The sequence below is a fragment of the Acinetobacter sp. YH12129 genome, from assembly GCF_013418685.1.
Classification (GTDB): domain Bacteria; phylum Pseudomonadota; class Gammaproteobacteria; order Pseudomonadales; family Moraxellaceae; genus Acinetobacter; species Acinetobacter amyesii.
This window is the reverse complement of the sequence record NZ_VPBP01000005.1, coordinates 67,356-86,020: the sequence shown is the minus strand read 5'-3', so window position 1 is coordinate 86,020 and position 18,665 is coordinate 67,356. Positions and strand designations below refer to the sequence as shown.

At 42.9% G+C, this 18,665-nt stretch carries 16 protein-coding genes; 10 read left to right on the top strand and 6 right to left on the bottom strand.

All coding sequences use genetic code 11. From position 1 onward, the window contains the following. Window positions 1–26: 26 nt before the first annotated feature. The 3 genes from glmM to recJ are packed head-to-tail and all read left to right on the top strand — an operon-like array spanning window position 27 to window position 3,737. Window positions 27–1,358 (top strand): phosphoglucosamine mutase, encoded by a 1,332-nt coding sequence (gene glmM, locus FTU65_RS04885; RefSeq protein WP_111884469.1) that lies wholly within the window; start codon window positions 27–29, stop codon window positions 1,356–1,358. Window positions 1,359–1,376: 18 nt separating this feature from the next. Further along, window positions 1,377–2,033 carry a pyridoxamine 5'-phosphate oxidase gene (gene pdxH / locus FTU65_RS04880; RefSeq protein ID WP_180066470.1) on the top strand — a complete coding sequence of 219 codons (657 nt, stop codon included), beginning with the start codon at window positions 1,377–1,379 and terminating at the stop codon, window positions 2,031–2,033. Beyond that, window positions 2,034–3,737 (top strand): single-stranded-DNA-specific exonuclease RecJ, encoded by a 1,704-nt coding sequence (recJ, locus tag FTU65_RS04875; RefSeq protein ID WP_180066468.1) that lies wholly within the window; start codon window positions 2,034–2,036, stop codon window positions 3,735–3,737. It begins immediately after the preceding gene. A gap of 72 nt (window positions 3,738–3,809) precedes the next feature. On the opposite strand, the gene FTU65_RS04870 is transcribed toward recJ, so the two are convergent. Then, the gene (locus FTU65_RS04870; protein WP_180011594.1) at window positions 3,810–4,595 is read right to left on the bottom strand and encodes a putative porin; all 786 of its coding nucleotides are present in this window, start codon (window positions 4,593–4,595) and stop codon (window positions 3,810–3,812) included. A gap of 325 nt (window positions 4,596–4,920) precedes the next feature. Beyond that, window positions 4,921–5,778 (bottom strand): putative porin, encoded by an 858-nt coding sequence (locus FTU65_RS04865; protein WP_180011592.1) that lies wholly within the window; start codon window positions 5,776–5,778, stop codon window positions 4,921–4,923. Window positions 5,779–5,959: 181 nt separating this feature from the next. On the opposite strand from FTU65_RS04865, the gene prfB reads away from it, so the two are divergent. The 5 genes from prfB to FTU65_RS04840 all read left to right on the top strand — a co-directional run bounded on the left by prfB (window position 5,960) and on the right by FTU65_RS04840 (window position 10,941). Beyond that, window positions 5,960–7,055, top strand: a protein-coding gene (gene prfB, locus FTU65_RS04860; protein WP_111884474.1) for a peptide chain release factor 2 whose coding sequence is annotated in 2 segments (ribosomal slippage) — window positions 5,960–6,031 and window positions 6,033–7,055 — 1,095 coding nt in all. Because the reading frame shifts where the segments join, the coding sequence is not laid out codon by codon here. A gap of 154 nt (window positions 7,056–7,209) precedes the next feature. Continuing rightward, complete coding sequence (locus FTU65_RS04855) at window positions 7,210–7,509, top strand: helix-turn-helix transcriptional regulator (protein WP_078190555.1); 300 nt, start codon at window positions 7,210–7,212, stop codon at window positions 7,507–7,509. A 37-nt stretch (window positions 7,510–7,546) separates the two neighbouring features. Beyond that, on the top strand, window positions 7,547–8,635 hold the full coding sequence (locus FTU65_RS04850) for an alkene reductase (RefSeq protein WP_111884475.1): 1,089 nt from the start codon (window positions 7,547–7,549) through the stop codon (window positions 8,633–8,635). Window positions 8,636–8,722: 87 nt separating this feature from the next. Beyond that, window positions 8,723–10,003 carry a 3-deoxy-D-manno-octulosonic acid transferase gene (locus FTU65_RS04845; protein ID WP_180066466.1) on the top strand — a complete coding sequence of 427 codons (1,281 nt, stop codon included), beginning with the start codon at window positions 8,723–8,725 and terminating at the stop codon, window positions 10,001–10,003. A gap of 227 nt (window positions 10,004–10,230) precedes the next feature. Next, window positions 10,231–10,941, top strand: coding sequence for a 16S rRNA (uracil(1498)-N(3))-methyltransferase (locus tag FTU65_RS04840; protein WP_180066464.1), 711 nt, complete (start codon window positions 10,231–10,233; stop codon window positions 10,939–10,941). Here the strand turns inward: FTU65_RS04840 and FTU65_RS04835 are convergent. Continuing rightward, the gene (locus FTU65_RS04835) at window positions 10,927–11,898 is read right to left on the bottom strand and encodes a mechanosensitive ion channel family protein (protein ID WP_078193200.1); all 972 of its coding nucleotides are present in this window, start codon (window positions 11,896–11,898) and stop codon (window positions 10,927–10,929) included. The two genes, FTU65_RS04840 and FTU65_RS04835, sit on opposite strands and share 15 nt — an antisense overlap. Before the next feature lie 123 nt (window positions 11,899–12,021). Next, entirely contained in the window at window positions 12,022–12,600 is a 579-nt protein-coding gene (locus FTU65_RS04830; protein WP_180066462.1) for a DUF805 domain-containing protein, read from the bottom strand. A gap of 284 nt (window positions 12,601–12,884) precedes the next feature. Between FTU65_RS04830 and acs the strand changes: the two genes are divergently transcribed. After that, window positions 12,885–14,828 carry an acetate--CoA ligase gene (acs, locus tag FTU65_RS04825; RefSeq protein WP_180002705.1) on the top strand — a complete coding sequence of 648 codons (1,944 nt, stop codon included), beginning with the start codon at window positions 12,885–12,887 and terminating at the stop codon, window positions 14,826–14,828. A 305-nt stretch (window positions 14,829–15,133) separates the two neighbouring features. Further along, window positions 15,134–16,312 (top strand): acyl-CoA dehydrogenase family protein, encoded by a 1,179-nt coding sequence (locus FTU65_RS04820; protein ID WP_180066460.1) that lies wholly within the window; start codon window positions 15,134–15,136, stop codon window positions 16,310–16,312. Window positions 16,313–16,383: 71 nt separating this feature from the next. On the opposite strand, the gene FTU65_RS04815 is transcribed toward FTU65_RS04820, so the two are convergent. After that, a complete protein-coding gene (locus tag FTU65_RS04815; protein ID WP_180065203.1) occupies window positions 16,384–16,998 on the bottom strand; it encodes a riboflavin synthase subunit alpha in 615 nt (204 codons plus the stop codon). Between the two features lie 125 nt (window positions 16,999–17,123). Then, complete coding sequence (locus tag FTU65_RS04810) at window positions 17,124–18,542, bottom strand: deoxyribodipyrimidine photo-lyase (RefSeq protein WP_180066458.1); 1,419 nt, start codon at window positions 18,540–18,542, stop codon at window positions 17,124–17,126. Between the last annotated feature and the right edge of the window lie 123 nt (window positions 18,543–18,665).

The window sequence follows — 18,665 nt, the reverse complement described above, 5'->3', positions numbered from 1 at the left end:
GATCACCATTAAGAAGTGAGTACAACATGAGTTATTTTGGTACAGATGGCATTCGTGGCAAATTCGGTGAATTGCCTATTACCCCTGAATTTGCATTAAAACTAGGATTTGCCGCAGGTAAAGTATTAAAACAATACAGTAAAAAAGCAAAGCCCATCGTTGTACTAGGTAAAGATACCCGATTATCGGGCTATATTTTAGAGTCAGCATTACAAGCCGGTTTAAACGCAGCAGGTGTTTATGTTCATTTGCTGGGTCCATTACCTACACCCGCAATTGCCCATTTAACCCGTGCATTACATGCCAGCTTAGGCATCGTGATCTCGGCGTCGCATAACCCTTATTTTGATAATGGCATTAAGTTCTTCTCGAGCGAAGGTAAAAAATTGCCGGATGAAATTCAAGAAGCCATTAACAAAGAACTTGAAAATGACTTGGTGATCGAAGACCCAGCAAACTTAGGTAAAAGTGTGCGTGTGAAGGATGCCAATGGTCGTTATATCGAGTTTTGTAAATCAACCTTCCCGTACCATTTTGACCTGACAGGCTTAAAAATTGTGGTGGACTGTGCCAATGGTGCAGCCTATAGCGTTGGCCCTTCGGTGTATCGTGAACTGGGTGCAAAAGTGATTGCGCTGTTTAACGAACCGGATGGTTTGAATATCAATAAAGACTGTGGTTCGACGCATCCTGAGTTTTTACAAAAAGCAGTGGTTGAACATCAGGCGGATTTAGGGATTGCCTTTGACGGTGATGCTGACCGCGTGATTATGGTCGATAAAAATGGTCAGCAAATTACTGGTGACCATATTCTCTATATTTTAGCCACTCAAGCGAGTCAAAAACCTGCGGGTATCGTGGGTACTGTGATGAGCAATATGGCGCTTGAAATTGCTTTAGATCAAGCCAAAGTGCCGTTGCTTCGTGCCAAAGTCGGTGACCGCTATGTTTTACAAGGCCTAGAAGAAAAGGGTTGGGTAACGGGCGGTGAGCCATCAGGTCATATCTTGACTTTGGACAAGAGCACCACAGGTGATGCGATCATTGCTTCACTTCAGGTGTTAACGGTGATGGTTGAACAAGGCAAAGCCTTGCATGAACTTGTGGAAGGTTTTGAATTATTGCCAAACGTATTAGTGAATGTACGCCTTGCAGCGATGTTTGACCCGTATGCTGTACCAGCTTTGGTGTCTGAATTTGAAAAAGCTGAAGCTCAGCTTAAAGGGCGTGGTCGCATCTTGATTCGTAAATCAGGCACAGAGCCGGTCATTCGTGTCATGGTTGAAGGTAATGACCTTGAAGAAGTCACCGCGTTGGCAAATCATTTGGCCGATGCTGTTCGTGCCAATGCAGCTTAAATGAAGAGGGGAAATTGCATGAATGATGTGATTAAGGACTTAAGTGAACTGCGTTTAACTTATCAAAAAGGTGAGTTGCATGAAGATCAGGTGAACCATGATCCACATGAGCAGTTTTTATTATGGTTTAACCATGCCTTAGCTGCACAACTGCATGAACCCTATGCTATGTCTTTGGCTACGGCAAATGCCCAAGGTCGTCCGCACGTGCGGACGGTCTTGTTGCGCGGTGCGACCCATGCAGGTTATGACTTCTACACCAACTATGACAGTCAAAAAGGCAATGATCTGCTCGATAATCCTTATGCAGAATTATTGTTTTATTGGCAAGAGCAGGAGCGTCAAATTCGGGTCAGTGGTCGTGTGGAAAAGATTTCTCTTGAAGAATCGACGGATTATTACCATAAACGACCGCGTGACAGCCAAATCGCAGCACACATTAGCACTCCACAAAGTGGTGTTATCGCCAGTCGTGAAGAATTACAACAGCGGTTCCAAAATTTGCATGATCAAGTGGAAACTAAAGACGTATTGGCGAAACCTGAGTTTTGGGGTGGCTATCGTTTAGTTCCAGATTATTATGAATTTTGGCAAGGCCGTCCGAATCGTTTACATGATCGTTTGAGTTATGAACAACAGGATGGTCAATGGGTTCTACAGCGACTGATGCCATAAATGTCTAAACTTTTAATTCAACAAAGACCCTATTTGACACGCCCTGAAGATATTCAGGGCGTTGCGCCGTTTATTGCGGATTTATTGGCACGTCGAGGGGTTTCTTCCGCACAAGAGCTGGAATTGAAGCTTAAGCACTTACATGCGCCAAACTTAAAGGGTTTAGAGCAAGCGATTGAAATAATCGATCAAGCAATTGATACTCAAAAGAAAATCGTCATTGTTGGTGATTATGATGCCGATGGTGCAACCAGTACTGCATTGATGGTCTTGGCACTGCGTGACATGGGCGCGGATGTTGAATATCTAGTTCCAGATCGTTTTAAGTATGGTTATGGCCTGACACCCGCCATTGCTGATTTGGCCTTCGTGAGCCTTACACCAGATGTGCTGATTACGGTCGATAATGGTATTTCGAGCCATGCTGGTGTAGCGCAGGCACAGGCACATGGTATGCAGGTGATCATTACAGACCATCACCTGACTACGAAGGAAACACCACAAGCAGAAGCGGTGGTAAATCCCAATCAGTTGGGATGTGAATTTCCAAGTAAAGCCTTGGCTGGTGTGGGTGTCGCATTTTATGTGTTGGCAAATTTGGCCAGTATGCGCAAAAAAAATGCTAAATCCACAGCCAACCTCAGCCAATATTTGGACTTGGTGGCCTTAGGCACTTATGCCGATGTTGCAAGTCTAGATCTGAATAATCGGATTTTGATCGATGCTGGTTTGAAGCGGATTCAGCAAGGACTATGTCGTCCAGGGATCAGTGCATTATTGGATATCGCTGGTCGTGATCCCGCACAGTTAAAAGCACAGGACTTGGGCTTTGTAGTTGGCCCACGACTCAATGCAGCTGGGCGTATGGAGACTATGGATATTGGGATTGAGTGTCTGATTGCGGCAGATTTAAGTACGGCTTATCCGATTGCGCAGCAGTTGAATCAACTCAATATTGAAAGACGCCAAGTCGAAGGGCAGATTAAACAGGAAGCTCTGGCTGAGTTAGAACATATTCAGCTTGATCAGGATAACTTACCTGCAGCCTTGATCATGTTTGAACAGCATTGGCATCAAGGGGTAATTGGGATTGTTGCAGGGCGTTTGAAAGAACAATTCCATAGACCTGCAATCGTCTTTGCCGCAGATGAAGATGGCGTACATATTAAAGGTTCTGCGCGTTCGATTGAAGGTATTCATATTCGAGACAGTATTGAGCGTATTGCTGAATTATATCCGCATTTGGTGAGTCATTTTGGTGGGCATGCTGCCGCGGCAGGACTAACCATTCAAAAGCAGCATTTTTCTGAATTTAAAACTGCCTTTGAGGCACTGATCGCTGCGCAAGATGAAAGTTTATTTCAGGCGACTATTTGGACAGATGGTGAATTGCCTGATTCGGCCATTAATGTCGAAACCGTCGATCTGCTACAAAATTTAAGTCCATGGGGACAAAAATTTCCTGCACCGGTCTATGAAGGTCTATTTAAAGTTTTAGATTATCGTTGGTTGAAAGATGTGCATCTGAAATTAAAACTTGCTTTAGATAATGGCTTAATGGTGGACGCAATTGCATTTAATGCGGCAGAAAAGTATGAATTTAATCCTATGCAAGATCAAATCCGCTTGGTCTACGAACTCGATAAAAATGAATTTAGAGGAAATGTCAGTGTTCAATTGAGAGTTTTACACTTGGCTCAATAAATTCTATTTTTACAGGCAAATAAAAAAACCGCTCAGAAGAGCGGTTTTTTTTATGTTTTTGACTTCAATGGATTAGAAGCGGTATTTCGCTGCTACACCAAATGAATTGTAGTCATTGTTGCCAACTTCACCGAAACCAACACGACCTTCAAGGCTCACTTGTTGGTTGAAGAATTTACGTGCATTGATCCCTACTTCGTTACGATCAGTGACATCGTTGTTGTAGTAGTCAGCACCAACACTGAATGTTTTGTCGATGAAGTAATCCGCTGCTAGATTGAATTCATCTAGATCACCGAATGCTGCACCCGCTTCAAGGTTGATGTCTTTACCATTACTTAAAGTTGTTACGTATTTAGCACGTAAAGTTGGATCTACGCCGTCATCTTCATCGTTATCCCAACCTTTCACACCAACTGCAACTAAGAAGCCTGGTGCAGGAAGATAACCGACTTCAGCGCCGTAGTAAGTTGTATCGTTGTCTACTGTGCCGAATGGAGTGTCAACTTCGACATTATTACGGCTTACATCACCAGATACATAGAAATCCGAGTTTGGTACGAAGTATTCGATACCAACGCCATAAGTATTGTCGTCAACATTGCCACGGTCAGCGAAAGTTGCGTGTGCATTTACGTTACTTGCACGGTTTAAGAATGCAGCTTCTGCAAGAGGAGCGTTACGCGTTTGAACAGGGTTGAAGTAATAAGTACCGTTTACACCAAATTCACTGCCAGAGCTTCCATTATCTGGGTCGATGTAACCAGCTGAAGCGCCTACTTCTGCTTGATAAGCATGAGCTGTACCTGTAATAGCAAGTGCAGAAAGAAGTGCTGAAGCAATTGCGAGTTTTTTCATGGAAACTACCCCTCTAAATTGTTTGGCTAAATTTAATACATTTTTTGTTACAAGTTTTAGTCTAGAGAATTTTTAAAGATGGTCAATCGCTGCAAAGTTGCAGAACTGTGTATTCGGTAATTTTATGTAATTTTAATTACTTAAGATGTTGAAAAATATATAATTATTATTAATGTTTTGTTTTATTAAAACTGTGTAGATATTATGAATTTGTAGATTATTTGGTCAATAACTGGACTTTTTTTAAAGTAAATATTACATCCAAAAGAAAAAAGCACCTCAATTTTGAGGTGCTTTTTTATGCACATTCCTAATTCAAACGAAATTAGAAACGGAAAGTTGCATTGATGTTGAACGCTTGAACGTCGTCACCAAAACCAACCTGACCACCGATTGCTAGGTTCGGGTTAAGGAAGTATTTTGAACGGATAGCGAAGAAATCCGTGTCTACATCACCATCATCTTCGATGTTGTAAGATGCACCCACGCTAAATGCTTGGTCGAAGTAGTAGTCTGCACCAATCGTAACAGAATCTAAATCACCAAAAGCACCATCTGCTTCCAGGTTGATGTATTGACCATTGTTCAGAGGCGCAACATATTTTGCTTTGACAGCAAAACGGTTGTCTTCGTCTTCATCGTTGTCGCCTTGATAGCCATCAATACCAACAGCAAGTAAAAGGTTAGAGACAGGTAAATAACCTACTAATGCGCGGTATGTTGTTGAATCATAGTCGTCTTTATAAGAACCTGACCAACTAGGGAATTTATAATTTTCTTGGTATTTAACTCGAGAAGTACCAATTTCACCATTTACATAAAATTGTTGATAGTAGTATTCGATACCCGCCGAAATCGAATGTGTATCTTGTTCATCTTTGCCTGAACCAAATTCTGAAATAGACTCATCAAATGCAATATAATCAACGCTTTCTTTACGATTAAAAGCATATTGCGCATAGACGTTGCTGTTATGTCCAAGGAATGCGGCTTCATTTAACGGACCATTACCAGTTTTTACTGACTCAAAGTACAATGTACCTTTTACATCAACAGAATGATCTGAATCTGTATAGTCATCATCCCAATCAGTATATGTATAGCCACCATCAATTTGCGCATCATAAGCAAAAGTTGATGAAGTGATAACAGCTAATCCTAGTGCAAGTAATGTCTTTTTCATAAAACCCTCGAAACATTATTGTTGTAAATAAAATGTAATAAATAGTAACGCGAGCGTATTGTTCATATTATGTGCATTGAAGTCAATGATTTGGATGATCAATCTGGCTGAAACTGTGCAAATGCTCTGTGATATAATAGGCGGCTATTTAAGCCAAATTTTTTGATTGAGAGTAATTCACGTGGAAATTAATCCGTATCTATTACAGCTAAAAGACTTAAACGACCGTGGTCAAACATTACGGGGGTATCTTTGACTACGATCTGAAAAAAGAGCGTTTAGAAGAGGTTCTACGTGAGCTGGAAGACCCAGCAATTTGGAATGATCAAAGCCGTGCGCAAGCAATGGCAAAAGAAAAAGGTGAACTCGAAAACGTCATTAACGTGCTCGAAGGGCTTTCAACTCAACTAGAAGATGCCCAAGCGATGTTGGATCTTGCGGTTGAAGCAGAAGAAGAAAGCTTACTTGCAGATGTGCAAGCAGAGTTAACTTCAGCGGAAGCAGAACTTGCGAAATTAGAATTCCGTCGTATGTTCAGTAATCCGATGGACCCGAACCCATGCTATGTCGAAATTCAAGCAGGTTCAGGTGGTACTGAAGCACAGGACTGGGCATCGATGTTACTACGTATGTATCTACGTTGGATTGAACGTCATGGTTTTAAAGCAGAAGTGATGGAAGAGTCTGATGGTGATGTGGCAGGGATCAAGTCTGCAACGATCCGTGTAGAAGGTGAGTATGCATATGGTTGGTTACGTACAGAATCTGGCGTACACCGTTTAGTCCGTAAGTCACCTTTTGACTCGGGTAACCGTCGCCATACTTCATTCTCAGCGGTTTTTGTATCGCCTGAAATTGATGACAATATTGAAATTGAAATCAATCCTGCTGATGTTCGTACTGATACCTATCGTGCATCTGGTGCGGGTGGTCAGCACATTAACAAAACAGACTCTGCAGTACGTTTAACTCACGCTCCAACAGGGATTGTGGTGGCATGTCAGAACCAACGTTCACAGCACGCCAACCGTGACCATGCTTGGAAACAGTTACGTGCAAAATTGTACGAACTTGAGATGCAAAAACGTAATGATGCGGCACAAGCGTTGGAAGACACCAAGTCCGATATCGGTTGGGGCAGCCAAATTCGTTCATACGTTTTAGATGACTCGCGTATTAAAGACTTACGTACCAGTGTGGAAAGTTCAAACACCGGCGCGGTACTTGATGGTGATTTAGATAAGTTTATTGAAGCCAGCCTCAAACAAGGTTTGTAATTTAAATTTATATAGAAAACAAAGTTCTATCTGTTTTTGATCATCATATCTAAAAAAATCGATATAAAAATCGAAAAAATACGATATAGTGTATTCAAGATGCTGAATAGAACTTTGTTGTCCAAATTTTTATTTAATTAAACCCGTTTAAATTATGGATATTGATTTAATTTTTAAAGCACTTGCCAATCCGACTCGACGTCAAATCTTGGAATGGTTGAAAACACCTGAACAATTTTTGTCAGAAGAACAATGTGGCGGCTTTAATCGTGGTGTATGCGCTGGCAATATCGAAAAACTCGGTAATGTTTCGCAGTCTACGATGTCTAATCATTTGTCTGTGTTACAACAGGCGGGCTTAATTCAAGCCGAGAAATATGGTCAATGGTCGTATTTTTCGCGCAATGAAGAACTCATTCAGCAATATATTGATTATCTGCAGAACTCACTTTAAATCATTTTTCGCATTTGAAGTGTTAGGCGAGACATATATGGCTGAACTTAATACTCCTCTCATTTTGGGTGATTTACACCTCAAAAATCGCGTTGTAATGGCGCCACTAACCCGTAGTCGTGCAACCATTGACCGTGTTCCAACGCCGATGATGGCTGAATATTATGCACAGCGTGCAAGTGCTGGATTAATCATTTCAGAAGCAACAGTCATTTCAGAAGCAGCTAATGGCTATTTGCAGACGCCGGGTTTATTTACCGATGCTCAAGTTCAGGGCTGGAAATTGGTGACCCAAGCCGTACATGAACAGCAAGGTTTAATTGTGGCACAATTGTGGCATGTCGGACGTGTCTCACATCCCGACCTTTTGAATGGTGATACACCAGTTTCTGCCAGTGCGGTACAACAGGCGGGTTATGTCAGTCTGCTTCGCCCAAAACGCGAATATGTCGTGCCACGTCCATTAGAGATTGCAGAAATCAAAAGCATTGTAGAACAATACAAACAGTCTGCGATCAAAGCCAAAGAAGCCGGTTTTGATGGTGTGGAATTGCATGCGGCCAATGGTTATTTGATCGATCAATTCCTACAAAGCAAAACCAATTTACGTGAAGATGAGTATGGTGGTTCTGTAGAAAACCGCGCACGTTTATTGCTTGAAGTGGTGGATGCGCTGATCGAAGTGTGGGGGGCAGGTCGTGTAGGTGTGCATCTTGCGCCGCGTGGTGATGAACACGACATGGGCGATCATGATCCACGTGAAACCTTTGGCTATGCTTTAGAGCAGTTGGGGCAGAGGAAGATTGCATTTTTCTTTACCCGTGAATATCTGGCGGATGACAGTATTAGTGACTATCTGAAACAGCGCTCAAATGGTGTGCCATATATTGCCAATATGCGTTTAAGCCGTGAAGATGCTGTAGATTTATTGGCCTCAGGTAAAGCCGATGCGGTGTCTTTTGGTAAAGCTTATATTGCCAATCCAGATTTGTTTGAACGTTTGCTAGCGAATGCTGCACTGAATGAATTGCAGTTGGAAAATATGATTGGAACAGATGTAGCCGAAGGCTATATTGATTATCCAAGCATGAAAAATAAATTTGGTTCAGGTCGTTCAACCTATTAATCGACACTTGAATACGCATTATCCATTAACATGTGGATAATGCTCTGATATATTCTGCCGATTCAAACCGTTTTTGAGCGTAATAATTTGACTACTCCTTTTTGGTATAACGCAGCTTTGGCGCTGATTAAGCCGCTATATCAATGGCGCATCAAAAAACGTGCTGAAGATTTCCAACTATATCAGCAAGAGTGTCTTGAGCGCTTTGGGCCATTTCAGCCAGTTAAAAACCGTAATGCAATTTGGTTTCATGTGGTTTCCGTCGGAGAAACCAACGCTGCGCAGCCGCTGATTGAACATTATCTCAAAGCAGGTCATCCGGTCTTAGTTACCAATACCACCAAAACCGGACAAGCGCGTGCGAAACAATTATTTTTAAAAGCACCGTATGAATCACTGTTTCAGGCCGTGTATTTGCCGGCAGATCAAAAAAAATTAGTCCGTCGTTTTATCGAAAAATATCAACCTAAAATGTTGGCTCTGGTCGAAACTGAACTCTGGCCAAATTTGATGATTGAAGCCGATCAGGCCAACGTTCCGTGTTTATTGATTAATGCCAGATTATCTGAAAAATCGGCGAAGGGTTATGGCAAAGTCCCGAGTTTGACGCAGCCGATGCTAAAGAGTTTGAAACAATTATTGGCGCAAGATCAGGCAACTTTAGCGCGATTTATTGAGTTGGGTGCAAACCCCCATACCAGTCAGGTCGTGGGAAGTATCAAATTTGATATTCATGCGCCCGATAGCTTTGTGCAACAAGCAGCGCAGTTGCGTCAAGATTGGACTTTGCAAGAGCGTAAAATCATTACCATTGCCAGTACGCATGCACCCGAAGAACAAAAACTGCTCGCGGCACTGCAGCCGATTTTGCAACAACAGCCTGAGCTGTTATGTATAGTCGTACCACGTCATCCTGAACGCTTTGATGAGGTTTTTGTAGAAGCGCAGAAACTGAATTTACGTACACAGCGCCGCAGTTTAAAGCAAACGATTCAGCCTGAAACGCAGGTATATTTGGCAGATAGTATGGGTGAATTATGGCTTTGGCTGGCACTGAGTCAGGCGTGTTTTGTCGGCGGGTCTTTAAATGAACCGGGCGGTGGACATAATATTTTGGAGCCCATTGCGTTGCATGTCCCGACAGTATTAGGTCAGCATTATTTTAATTTCCAAACCATTGTAGATGAGTTTGTAGCGGCCCATGCGGTTGTGGTTGTGCAGGATTTTGAGCAGGCGGCTAGTGCATTGGTTGAGATCATTCAAAATACTGCGAAAGCGCAGGCTTTAAATGATGCTGCTCAGCTGATTATGCAAAAGAATACAGGGTCATTGGCTCAACATATTCAAGTGATTGATCAGTACCTTTAAGTTTTAATTTTGCGATACATTAATTTTTATTAGGCAAGTTTTATCACGGCCTTATTTTATGGTGATCGTTGAACATCCTATTCGTAGGCATAATATACTTTTAAAGGATTAAAAGTAGCAAAAATCCTCTGTACGCTGAAGGTACTTCCTGTACCTCAGCGCACAGGCGACATCCATGTCGCCTGTCCTCAATGACATATGCTTTGCGTGAATTGATATGGTTATTTATGAACATCGTCTTGCTTGACCCACGTCAAACTGAATCTGAACTGTGGAGTATCAGTGCTAAACGTCAAATTGAGCATTTAAAAAACCATGTGAATATACAGGTGGGCGATACACTCAAAGTCGGGATTCGGGAAGGAAAGCGTTATTTAACCCAAATCGTCAGTATTGCGGATCACGGCATTCAACTTAAACCCTTACAAGAAGAAGAAGTACCTGCAAAGCATCCGGTGACTTTAATTGTGGCAATGCCTCGTCCGAAAGTGTTGCGCCGTCTGATCATGGATGCCGTCACTTTAGGTGTAGAAAAAATCATTCTGCTGCACAGTTATCGCGTGGATAAAAGCTATTGGCAGACCCCATTTTTACAGCAGCTCGATCACTATGTGACGTTGGGTTTGGAGCAGGCAGGTGACACCATTGCGCCCAAAATTGAATTGTATAAACGCTTTAAACCCTTTGTGGAGGATGTTTTACCGAGCAGGATCTCGTCAGACTATCCGGCTTATGTGGCGCATCCTTATGTTGAAGATGTGATGCCCGCAGGGATTCAACATGGATGTACGATCATTATTGGGCCTGAAGGTGGATTTATCCCTTATGAGGTCGATTTGCTCATAAAAAACGGTTGCCAAGCAGTCAGCTTAGGCAACCGAATTATCCGGACAGAAACTGTGATTCCGTACGTTTTAGGGCGATTATTTAGCTGTTGACGCTTCTGTCTCAGCTTGATCACCACGGTAAACTTTAACTTCCTGTACAGGGTAAGGAATTGAAATACCATTTTGATTGAATGCTTGGATAACGTGTTCTTGCACTTCACTGATTGAGTTCGCAGTGGTGGTTTCAGTGGTATCTACCCACCAACGGACATTCAGATTGACTGAGAAATCAGCCAAAGCATTTACGTTTACGGTAAACGCAGGTTGGCTCAAAATGGTTGGGTCTTTGTCCAAAATAGCCAAAACAATATTTTTAGCTTTCTGAATGTCATCTTCATAACCAATACCAACAACAAATTCACAACGACGACGTTGATAAGCGGTATTCACCGTTACCGCACTGGTGTAAACAGTCGCGTTTGGAATCACGATACGACGACCATCTGGAGAACGTAGGAAGGTTGCACGGATCTGAATATCTTCAACCGTACCTTCCATTCCTGACACAATAATGTCGTCACCGATTTTAAACGGTTCACCGAGGAGAATCAAAATACCCGACAGTAAGTTCTGGAAAATATCTTTAAACGCGAAACCGATTGCAACCGAACCAATCCCCAAGGCACTCATGAGCTGACCCGGTGTGAAACCAGGGATCGCAATGACCATTGCAATCAGGAAACCGAAGAACATAATGGCTGAGCTACCGACACGGTTCAGGACCAAAACTAGATTTTGTTTTGAATAAGAACGGTCAGTGAGCGCTTTACGAACAAAGAATCTAAAGAGTTTTGACAGTAGATAGAAGATCGTAAAAACAATTAATGCGATACAAATATAAGGCAGGCGTTCCCAAAATCCATCGACAAATTTATCGATCGTTGAGTATGCGTCATTATATTTAGAGGTATGTTCCAGCACGGTTTGTGCGGTTTTTTCTGTTGCCTCTTGCAAAAGTTGAGTCGTGCCTTGAGTGACATCACTCAAGGCATTTTCTTTTTCAGCCACGAGTTTTCCAAATGTTCAGATTTTTCGCTATTTTGCCTGAAATTAGTGGCGAAAATAACCCTCATTTACAGGCTTGCGAACAGATGTATCAAAATTCAGACAGGCTCAAATTCGGTCAGTGGCTTAGAAGTATTCAGTACCTTGTTGAATGATTTCTGTAGGCGATTCAATTTCTCCGCTACCCATCATATACGAGGTGATGCTACCTGTAGCCAAGAGCGACAAGACACTGATTAAAATCATCAACCATGCCAGAATTTTTTCCCAAACCGCAGCAGGGCGTGGCGCGCCGTATTGATTTACGGTCGGTGTGCCTGAGGCCAATAATAAATACAGGATAAAGAATAGATTGATCACGGGGATAAATAATAATAGTAGCAACCAACCGGCTTTATTGAGGTCATGCAGCCGACGCACGACAAAGACACAATAAAAATAAATGTAGAGAATAATAATCGCCAAATAGGCGAGGCCAGATACCCCTGTGAATATGCCAACAAATTGCTCATTTAACGCCATGGTATTGATGTTGAAAATACCCACGGCAAGGCTTAAAGCGATTATGGCAAAAAAGCTGATGATATTGAGAAAGCCATACCAACCAATCATGCTCAGTCGACCAAAACGTCCATCAGGTTTCAGGGGATTGTCCGATGTAGTGTTCGTCTGACGGGAAAAGAAAGAAGAGTCTTGGGTATTCATGCTTGGGTCAACTCAACGTGTATGGAAGAATAAAAATGCGGAATGCTGAGTAAAATTACCTTTGCATTATAGGTTCAAATGAACTGATCAGATACTGAATTGAAACATGTTTTTGTTGAAATTTTGCTCAAAAATATGCTTTAAATGGGAAAGAATAATACGACCAAAGCATGATTGCTGCGATTAAAAATTAATCGTCATACTGCTGTGATGCAGAAATTATAAAAGTAGAAATGTGGCATGGCATCTCGTGATGAGATGAATCAGATCAAGGAAAATACAATATGAAAGAGATCTATCCAGTACCTGAAAGTTTTAAAAAAACCGCGCGCATCAATGAGTCGGAGTACTTTGAGCGTTATCAAAAATCAATTGAACAACCAGATGAGTTTTGGGCGGAGCAAGCGCAAAAGATCGATTGGATCAAACCGTTTACCCAAGTTAAAAATACCAATTTTAAGCAAGATGATTTTAAGATCGAGTGGTTTGCTGACGGTGAACTGAATGTCAGTGCCAACTGCCTCGATCGACATTTAAAAGAACATCCACATAAACCGGCCATTATTTGGGAAGGTGATCATCCTTCACGGCATAAAATCATTTCTTTTGAAGAACTGCATGATGAAACTTGCCGTTTTGCCAATGTGCTGAAAAAACATGGCGTGGGTAAAGGCGACCGTGTGGTGCTGTATATGCCAATGGTACCCGAAGCGGCAATTGCGATGTTGGCCTGTACCCGAATTGGTGCGGTACACTGCGTGGTTTTTGGCGGGTTCTCACCAGACTCATTGGCAAGTCGTATCGATGATAGTCAGGCGAAAGTCGTGATTACTGCGGATTGTGGGATGCGTGGTGGTAAGCCGATTCCACTCAAAGAAAATGTCGATCTTGCACTCGACATCGAAGGGACATCTTCGGTTCAAAATGTCATTGTGGTGCACCGTACAGGTAACCCGATCGAAATGAAAGCGGACCGTGATTTGTGGTATCACATGGAAATCATGTCGGTCAATGATATTTGTCCACCTGAATCCATGAATGCCGAAGATCCCCTATTTATTTTATATACATCAGGTTCAACTGGAAAACCGAAAGGCGTATTGCACACCACGGGTGGCTATTTGACCTATGTGAATTGTACTTTCCGTGAAGTTTTTGACCTTAAACAAGATGATGTGTTTTGGTGTACCGCAGATGTCGGATGGATCACTGGGCATTCATATGTATTGTATGGCCCATTGTCGAATGGTACTACGACCGTGATGTTTGAAGGAGTGCCGCAATATCCAAGTTGGGCACGCACGGGACATATTGTCGATAAACATAACGTCACCATTTTATATACGGCACCGACTGCAATTCGCGCCATGATGCGAGAAGGTGATGCCTTTGTCCGAGAAAGTGACCGTAGTAGTTTGCGTTTACTGGGTTCGGTGGGTGAACCGATTAACCCAGAGGCATGGAATTGGTACTACACCGTGGTAGGTGAAAGCCGCTGTCCAGTGGTGGATACATGGTGGCAAACAGAAACGGGTGGTTTCATGATTACGCCATTGCCGGGAGCAACTGATTTAAAACCGGGTTCGGCGACGCGTCCATTCTTTGGTGTACAACCTTCGATTGTCGATGCTGAAGGCAATGAACTTGAAGGCGCCGTAGAAGGTAATTTGGTGATTAAGGATTCTTGGCCGGGACAAATGCGAACCATTTGGGGTGATCCTGAGCGTTTTATTAAAGCCTATTTCTCCACTTATCCGGGGACGTATTTTACAGGTGATGGCGCACGTCGTGACGAGTCTGGCTACTATTGGATTACGGGCCGTGTGGATGACGTCTTGAACGTTTCAGGGCATCGATTAGGAACGGCTGAAATTGAAAGTGCGCTGGTTGCACATGATGCTGTGGCAGAGTCTGCAGTGGTGGGTATGCCGCATGATATTAAGGGACAGGGGATTTGCGCCTTTGTGACCTTACAAGCCGGGACAGCCGAGACGGATGAGTTGCGTCAGGAACTGGTGGCTTGGGTACGAAAAGTCCTTGGACCAGTGGCAACGCCAGATGCACTGCATTGGGCGCCAGCCTTACCAAAAACCCGTTCTGGTAAAATCATGCGCCGTATTTTAAGAAAAATTGCGGCCAATGAGCTGGACTCTTTAGGCGACACTTCGACCTTGGCAGAACCTCAAGTGGTTGAACATTTGATTGCGACGGTTTATCCGAAGTCATAAGAGCAATTTGAGCATGAGTGATAGCGTTCTGATGAAAGTTCACTATCGCTCATACGACGGGTTATTAAGGCAATATTGAACGTCCTTTCCCTTAGGAAAGTTGATTAGGAAGAAGAGATGTTCATGATGCATTTCATCCACCGAACATACGACGTATAAAAAGGCTTAGCTATAAGTCGCCTGAATTTAGGTGGCTTAGATTTCATGAGATATAGATTTTACAGATATAGACTGCAGGCATTGAGATAAGCTGAATGCCTGCGCTTTGTTAAGCTAAAACGGTAACAGAATAATCAGATAGACATATGAACGCTTCAACTCCATTGACTCAAGATCCAATCGATATTGCCCAAAAACTGGCGGCAGAATTTGCCACAACGGCTGCTCAGCGTGATAAGCAGGGGGGGAATCCCAAAGCTGAACGTGATTTGATTCGTCAAAGTGGTTTGCTTGCACTGTCCATTGGACAGCAATACGGTGGACAGGGTGCAGATTGGCAGACGATTTTTAAAACCATTCAAACCATTGCCCAAGTGGATAGCTCATTGGCGCATGTTTATGGTTTCCATCATTTATTAATTGCAACGGTACAGTTGTTCGCGCAGCCAGAGCAATATGGCCCGTGGTTTGAACAGACTGCACGTGAGCATTTATTTTGGGGCAACACCCTAAACCCTTTAGACCGCCGTACTACAGCGACGCAACTGTCTGAACATGAATATGTGTTTCATGGCGATAAAAGTTTTTGTTCGGGTTCCATGGATTCAGACATTTTGCTGTGTTCTGGCTTCAATGAAGATGGAAAATTATTGATCGGGGTGATTCCTACAGCACGTGAAGGCGTCAGTTTTCTCGGCGATTGGGACAATATGGGACAACGTCAAACCGACAGTGGAAGTAGCCATTTTGAACAAGTTAAAATTTCCAAAGATGAATTACTACTGAACCCGGGGCCTTTGAGTACACCGTATTCAAGCTTACGTCCGTTGATTGCACAGTTGATCTTTGTACATATGTTCTTGGGGGTAGCCGAAGGGGCATTTGAAACAGCAAAAGAAACGGTACAAAGCCAAAAAGCATGGTCAAAATCTTTAGCTGAAAATGCAGTGAATGACCCATTTATTCAAAAGCATTTTGCTGAGTTTTATGTGCAATTAGAAAGTGTACGTTTATTGGCAGATAAAGCGGTTCAGCGTTTGCAATGGGCTTGGGAGATTGGTGAAGCTTTGACGGCGGAACAACGTGGAGAAGTCTCTATTGCGATTGCAACAGCCAAAATCGCAGCCACCAATAGCTCGCTATACATTACGCAAAATATTTTCCAAGTGATGGGCGCACGTGCCACAACTGCCAAACTAAATTTAGATCGCTTCTGGCGCAATGTACGTACCCAAACCTTACACGATCCGATTGATTATAAATATCAGGAGGTCGGTGAATGGGTGCTCACAGCGAAAGTGCCAGATCCAAGTTTTTATTCTTAAACGTATATTGCACATGAGCCAATAAAAAGCCTCCGTTTTGGAGGCTTTTTTGCAATGTGCTGTCAGTCGATTTAACGCTGATGAATATTTTCTAAGGTATCGACTAAGGTTCGCGTCGTTTGATCAATTTCATAATTCACGGCATCACCGACTTGGACATCTTTCCATGTGGTGAGGCGCAGTGTTTCAGGAATGAGATCGATTGAAATTTCACTGCTGGCACGATCAACACGGTTCACAGTCAAACTGCAACCATTGAGTCCAATAAAACCTTTGAGAAAGAAATATTTAATATTGCCTGCTGGAATGTGAATATCGAGATGAAAGGTTTCCCCGCGATGCTCTAAGTTTTTGATCGTGGCTGTGCCTTCGATATGACCATACAGATTATGACCACCATTTTCTGCCCCAACTTTAGCTGAGCGTTCGACATTGACGTCATCGCCGGCCTTGAGCGCTTTTAGCGTGGTGAGTTGATTGGTCAAATCTGAGACATCAAAATGTACTTGGTTGGCTGCCAAATCAATATGTGTGGCCGTTAAACACACGCCATTAATCGCCACACTTGCCCCGATAAAGACATCATGAAAAAAATTCTGATGATTTGAAATCACCAAGGTTGTGAAGCCATTGCCTTGACGAATGTCTAAGACTTTTTCTAAACCTTGCACGATGCCTGTATACATGGGAGCGTCTCTAAAATGATTTGCGTTTTCTGTATTGTAGGGACAAAACGACCGATCGGCTATGCCTTAGAGTGACCATTTCAGTACAGCGTTTTGATCCCTAGCAGTTCGATCTTGGCAATGGCCTACAATGCTCGGAAAGTTTCAATTGCAGCTAAGCGAGACTGCTTTAAATCGACGATCGGTTGAGGGTAGTTCAATTCTAGTTGAGGATTTTTGGCAAAGGGTTGGTGAATTTGCTTTGCATCCAAATCTGCGAGTTCAGGTAGCCATTGACGTAAATAATCCCCGTTCGGATCAAATTTCTGAGATTGGCTGATCGGGTTAAAAATCCGAAAATAAGGTACAGCATCTGTACCCGTCGAGGCGCACCATTGCCAACCGCCATTATTGGCCGCTAAGTCGCCATCGACAAGGTGCTGCATAAACCATTGTTCCCCCAACCGCCAATCGATCAGTAGATTTTTGCTGAGGAACATGGCACAAATCATACGCACCCGATTATGCATCCAACCCGTAGCCCGTAGTTGACGCATTCCTGCATCGACAATTGGAATGCCTGTCTGACCTTGCTGCCATGCAGCCAAGTCTTGTGGTGCATGGCGCCATTTTATTTTTAAGGTTTTGGTTTGAAACGGCTGGTGCTGAGAAACTTGCGGGTAGTCAAATAAAATGTGCTGGTAAAATTCACGCCAAAGCAGCTCATCGAGCCAAGTTTGTTGTCCTCTGTGGTCGATCTGGAAATAGCCGCCTTGTTCACGAAACAGGGCTTGCAGACATTGGCGAATAGACAAGATGCCCAAGTTTAAATACATGCCAATTCGACTGGTTCCATTGAGCGCAGGAAAGTCCCGATCATCAGCATAACGATGTAGATGTTGTTCAATAAATTCATCTAAGCACTGTATTGCGTGATCTTCTCCAATCGGCCAAAGCTCGATTTGAGCAGCTAACAGCGATGTGGGATAAAAAGGACTTAAATCAAATTGATTTTGCCACAGCGGATGCGAGGCGAGAGCCGCTTGGGCTTCAATAGCGGGATAACAAGTAGGCAGACTGATACTCAATTTTTCGTAGCAATTTTTCTTAAATGCACCGAAAACTTGATAAGGATGTCCAGATTGATTGCGAATACTGCCAACAGGAAACAGGGTGCGGTCATGGTACAGCTCAACAGAGATGTGCTGCTGTTCTAATAACTGTTGTACTTGGCGATCTCGTTTAAGTTCATTCACACCATGTTCAATATGTGCATGAACAGTGTGTATATTGAGCTGAGTACATAGGGTTAATAGCTCAGTGGCGATGTCTGACCAATGGGGAATATGCTGAATAATCAGTGGAATATTTAGCTCAGCCAATTGCTGTCGCAAAAGTTCCAGTTGGGCAAGATAGCGATGGATTTTAATGGGGGCATCGTCATGCCTTGCCCATTGTTCAGGAGAAAGCGCAATAAAGGCAATCGTTGGACCAGACTGTGTCGCCTGCCACAGTGCGCTATGGTCATGTCGTCTTAAATCTTGTCGAAACCAAACCAGTTGCATATTTATTGCCTCGTTTGTGTTGGAAATATCACTGGAATTACGGGGGTGTCAATTGGTGATAAAATCATCTAAAAAATATCGATTTTAATAAAAAACCATATAATATCTATGGTTTAAGTTAAC

Bases quoted from the DNA above. Each gene is read 5' to 3' on its own strand.
- glmM (WP_111884469.1), top strand. From the start codon at position 27: ATGAGTTATTTTGGTACAGATGGCATTCGTGGCAAATTCGGTGAATTG.
- pdxH (WP_180066470.1), top strand. From the start codon at position 1,377: ATGAATGATGTGATTAAGGACTTAAGTGAACTGCGTTTAACTTATCAA.
- recJ (WP_180066468.1), top strand. From the start codon at position 2,034: ATGTCTAAACTTTTAATTCAACAAAGACCCTATTTGACACGCCCTGAA.
- FTU65_RS04870 (WP_180011594.1), bottom strand. From the start codon at position 4,595: ATGAAAAAACTCGCAATTGCTTCAGCACTTCTTTCTGCACTTGCTATT.
- FTU65_RS04865 (WP_180011592.1), bottom strand. From the start codon at position 5,778: ATGAAAAAGACATTACTTGCACTAGGATTAGCTGTTATCACTTCATCA.
- FTU65_RS04855 (WP_078190555.1), top strand. From the start codon at position 7,210: ATGGATATTGATTTAATTTTTAAAGCACTTGCCAATCCGACTCGACGT.
- FTU65_RS04850 (WP_111884475.1), top strand. From the start codon at position 7,547: ATGGCTGAACTTAATACTCCTCTCATTTTGGGTGATTTACACCTCAAA.
- FTU65_RS04840 (WP_180066464.1), top strand. From the start codon at position 10,231: ATGAACATCGTCTTGCTTGACCCACGTCAAACTGAATCTGAACTGTGG.
- FTU65_RS04830 (WP_180066462.1), bottom strand. From the start codon at position 12,600: ATGAATACCCAAGACTCTTCTTTCTTTTCCCGTCAGACGAACACTACA.
- acs (WP_180002705.1), top strand. From the start codon at position 12,885: ATGAAAGAGATCTATCCAGTACCTGAAAGTTTTAAAAAAACCGCGCGC.
- FTU65_RS04820 (WP_180066460.1), top strand. From the start codon at position 15,134: ATGAACGCTTCAACTCCATTGACTCAAGATCCAATCGATATTGCCCAA.
- FTU65_RS04815 (WP_180065203.1), bottom strand. From the start codon at position 16,998: ATGTATACAGGCATCGTGCAAGGTTTAGAAAAAGTCTTAGACATTCGT.
- FTU65_RS04810 (WP_180066458.1), bottom strand. From the start codon at position 18,542: ATGCAACTGGTTTGGTTTCGACAAGATTTAAGACGACATGACCATAGC.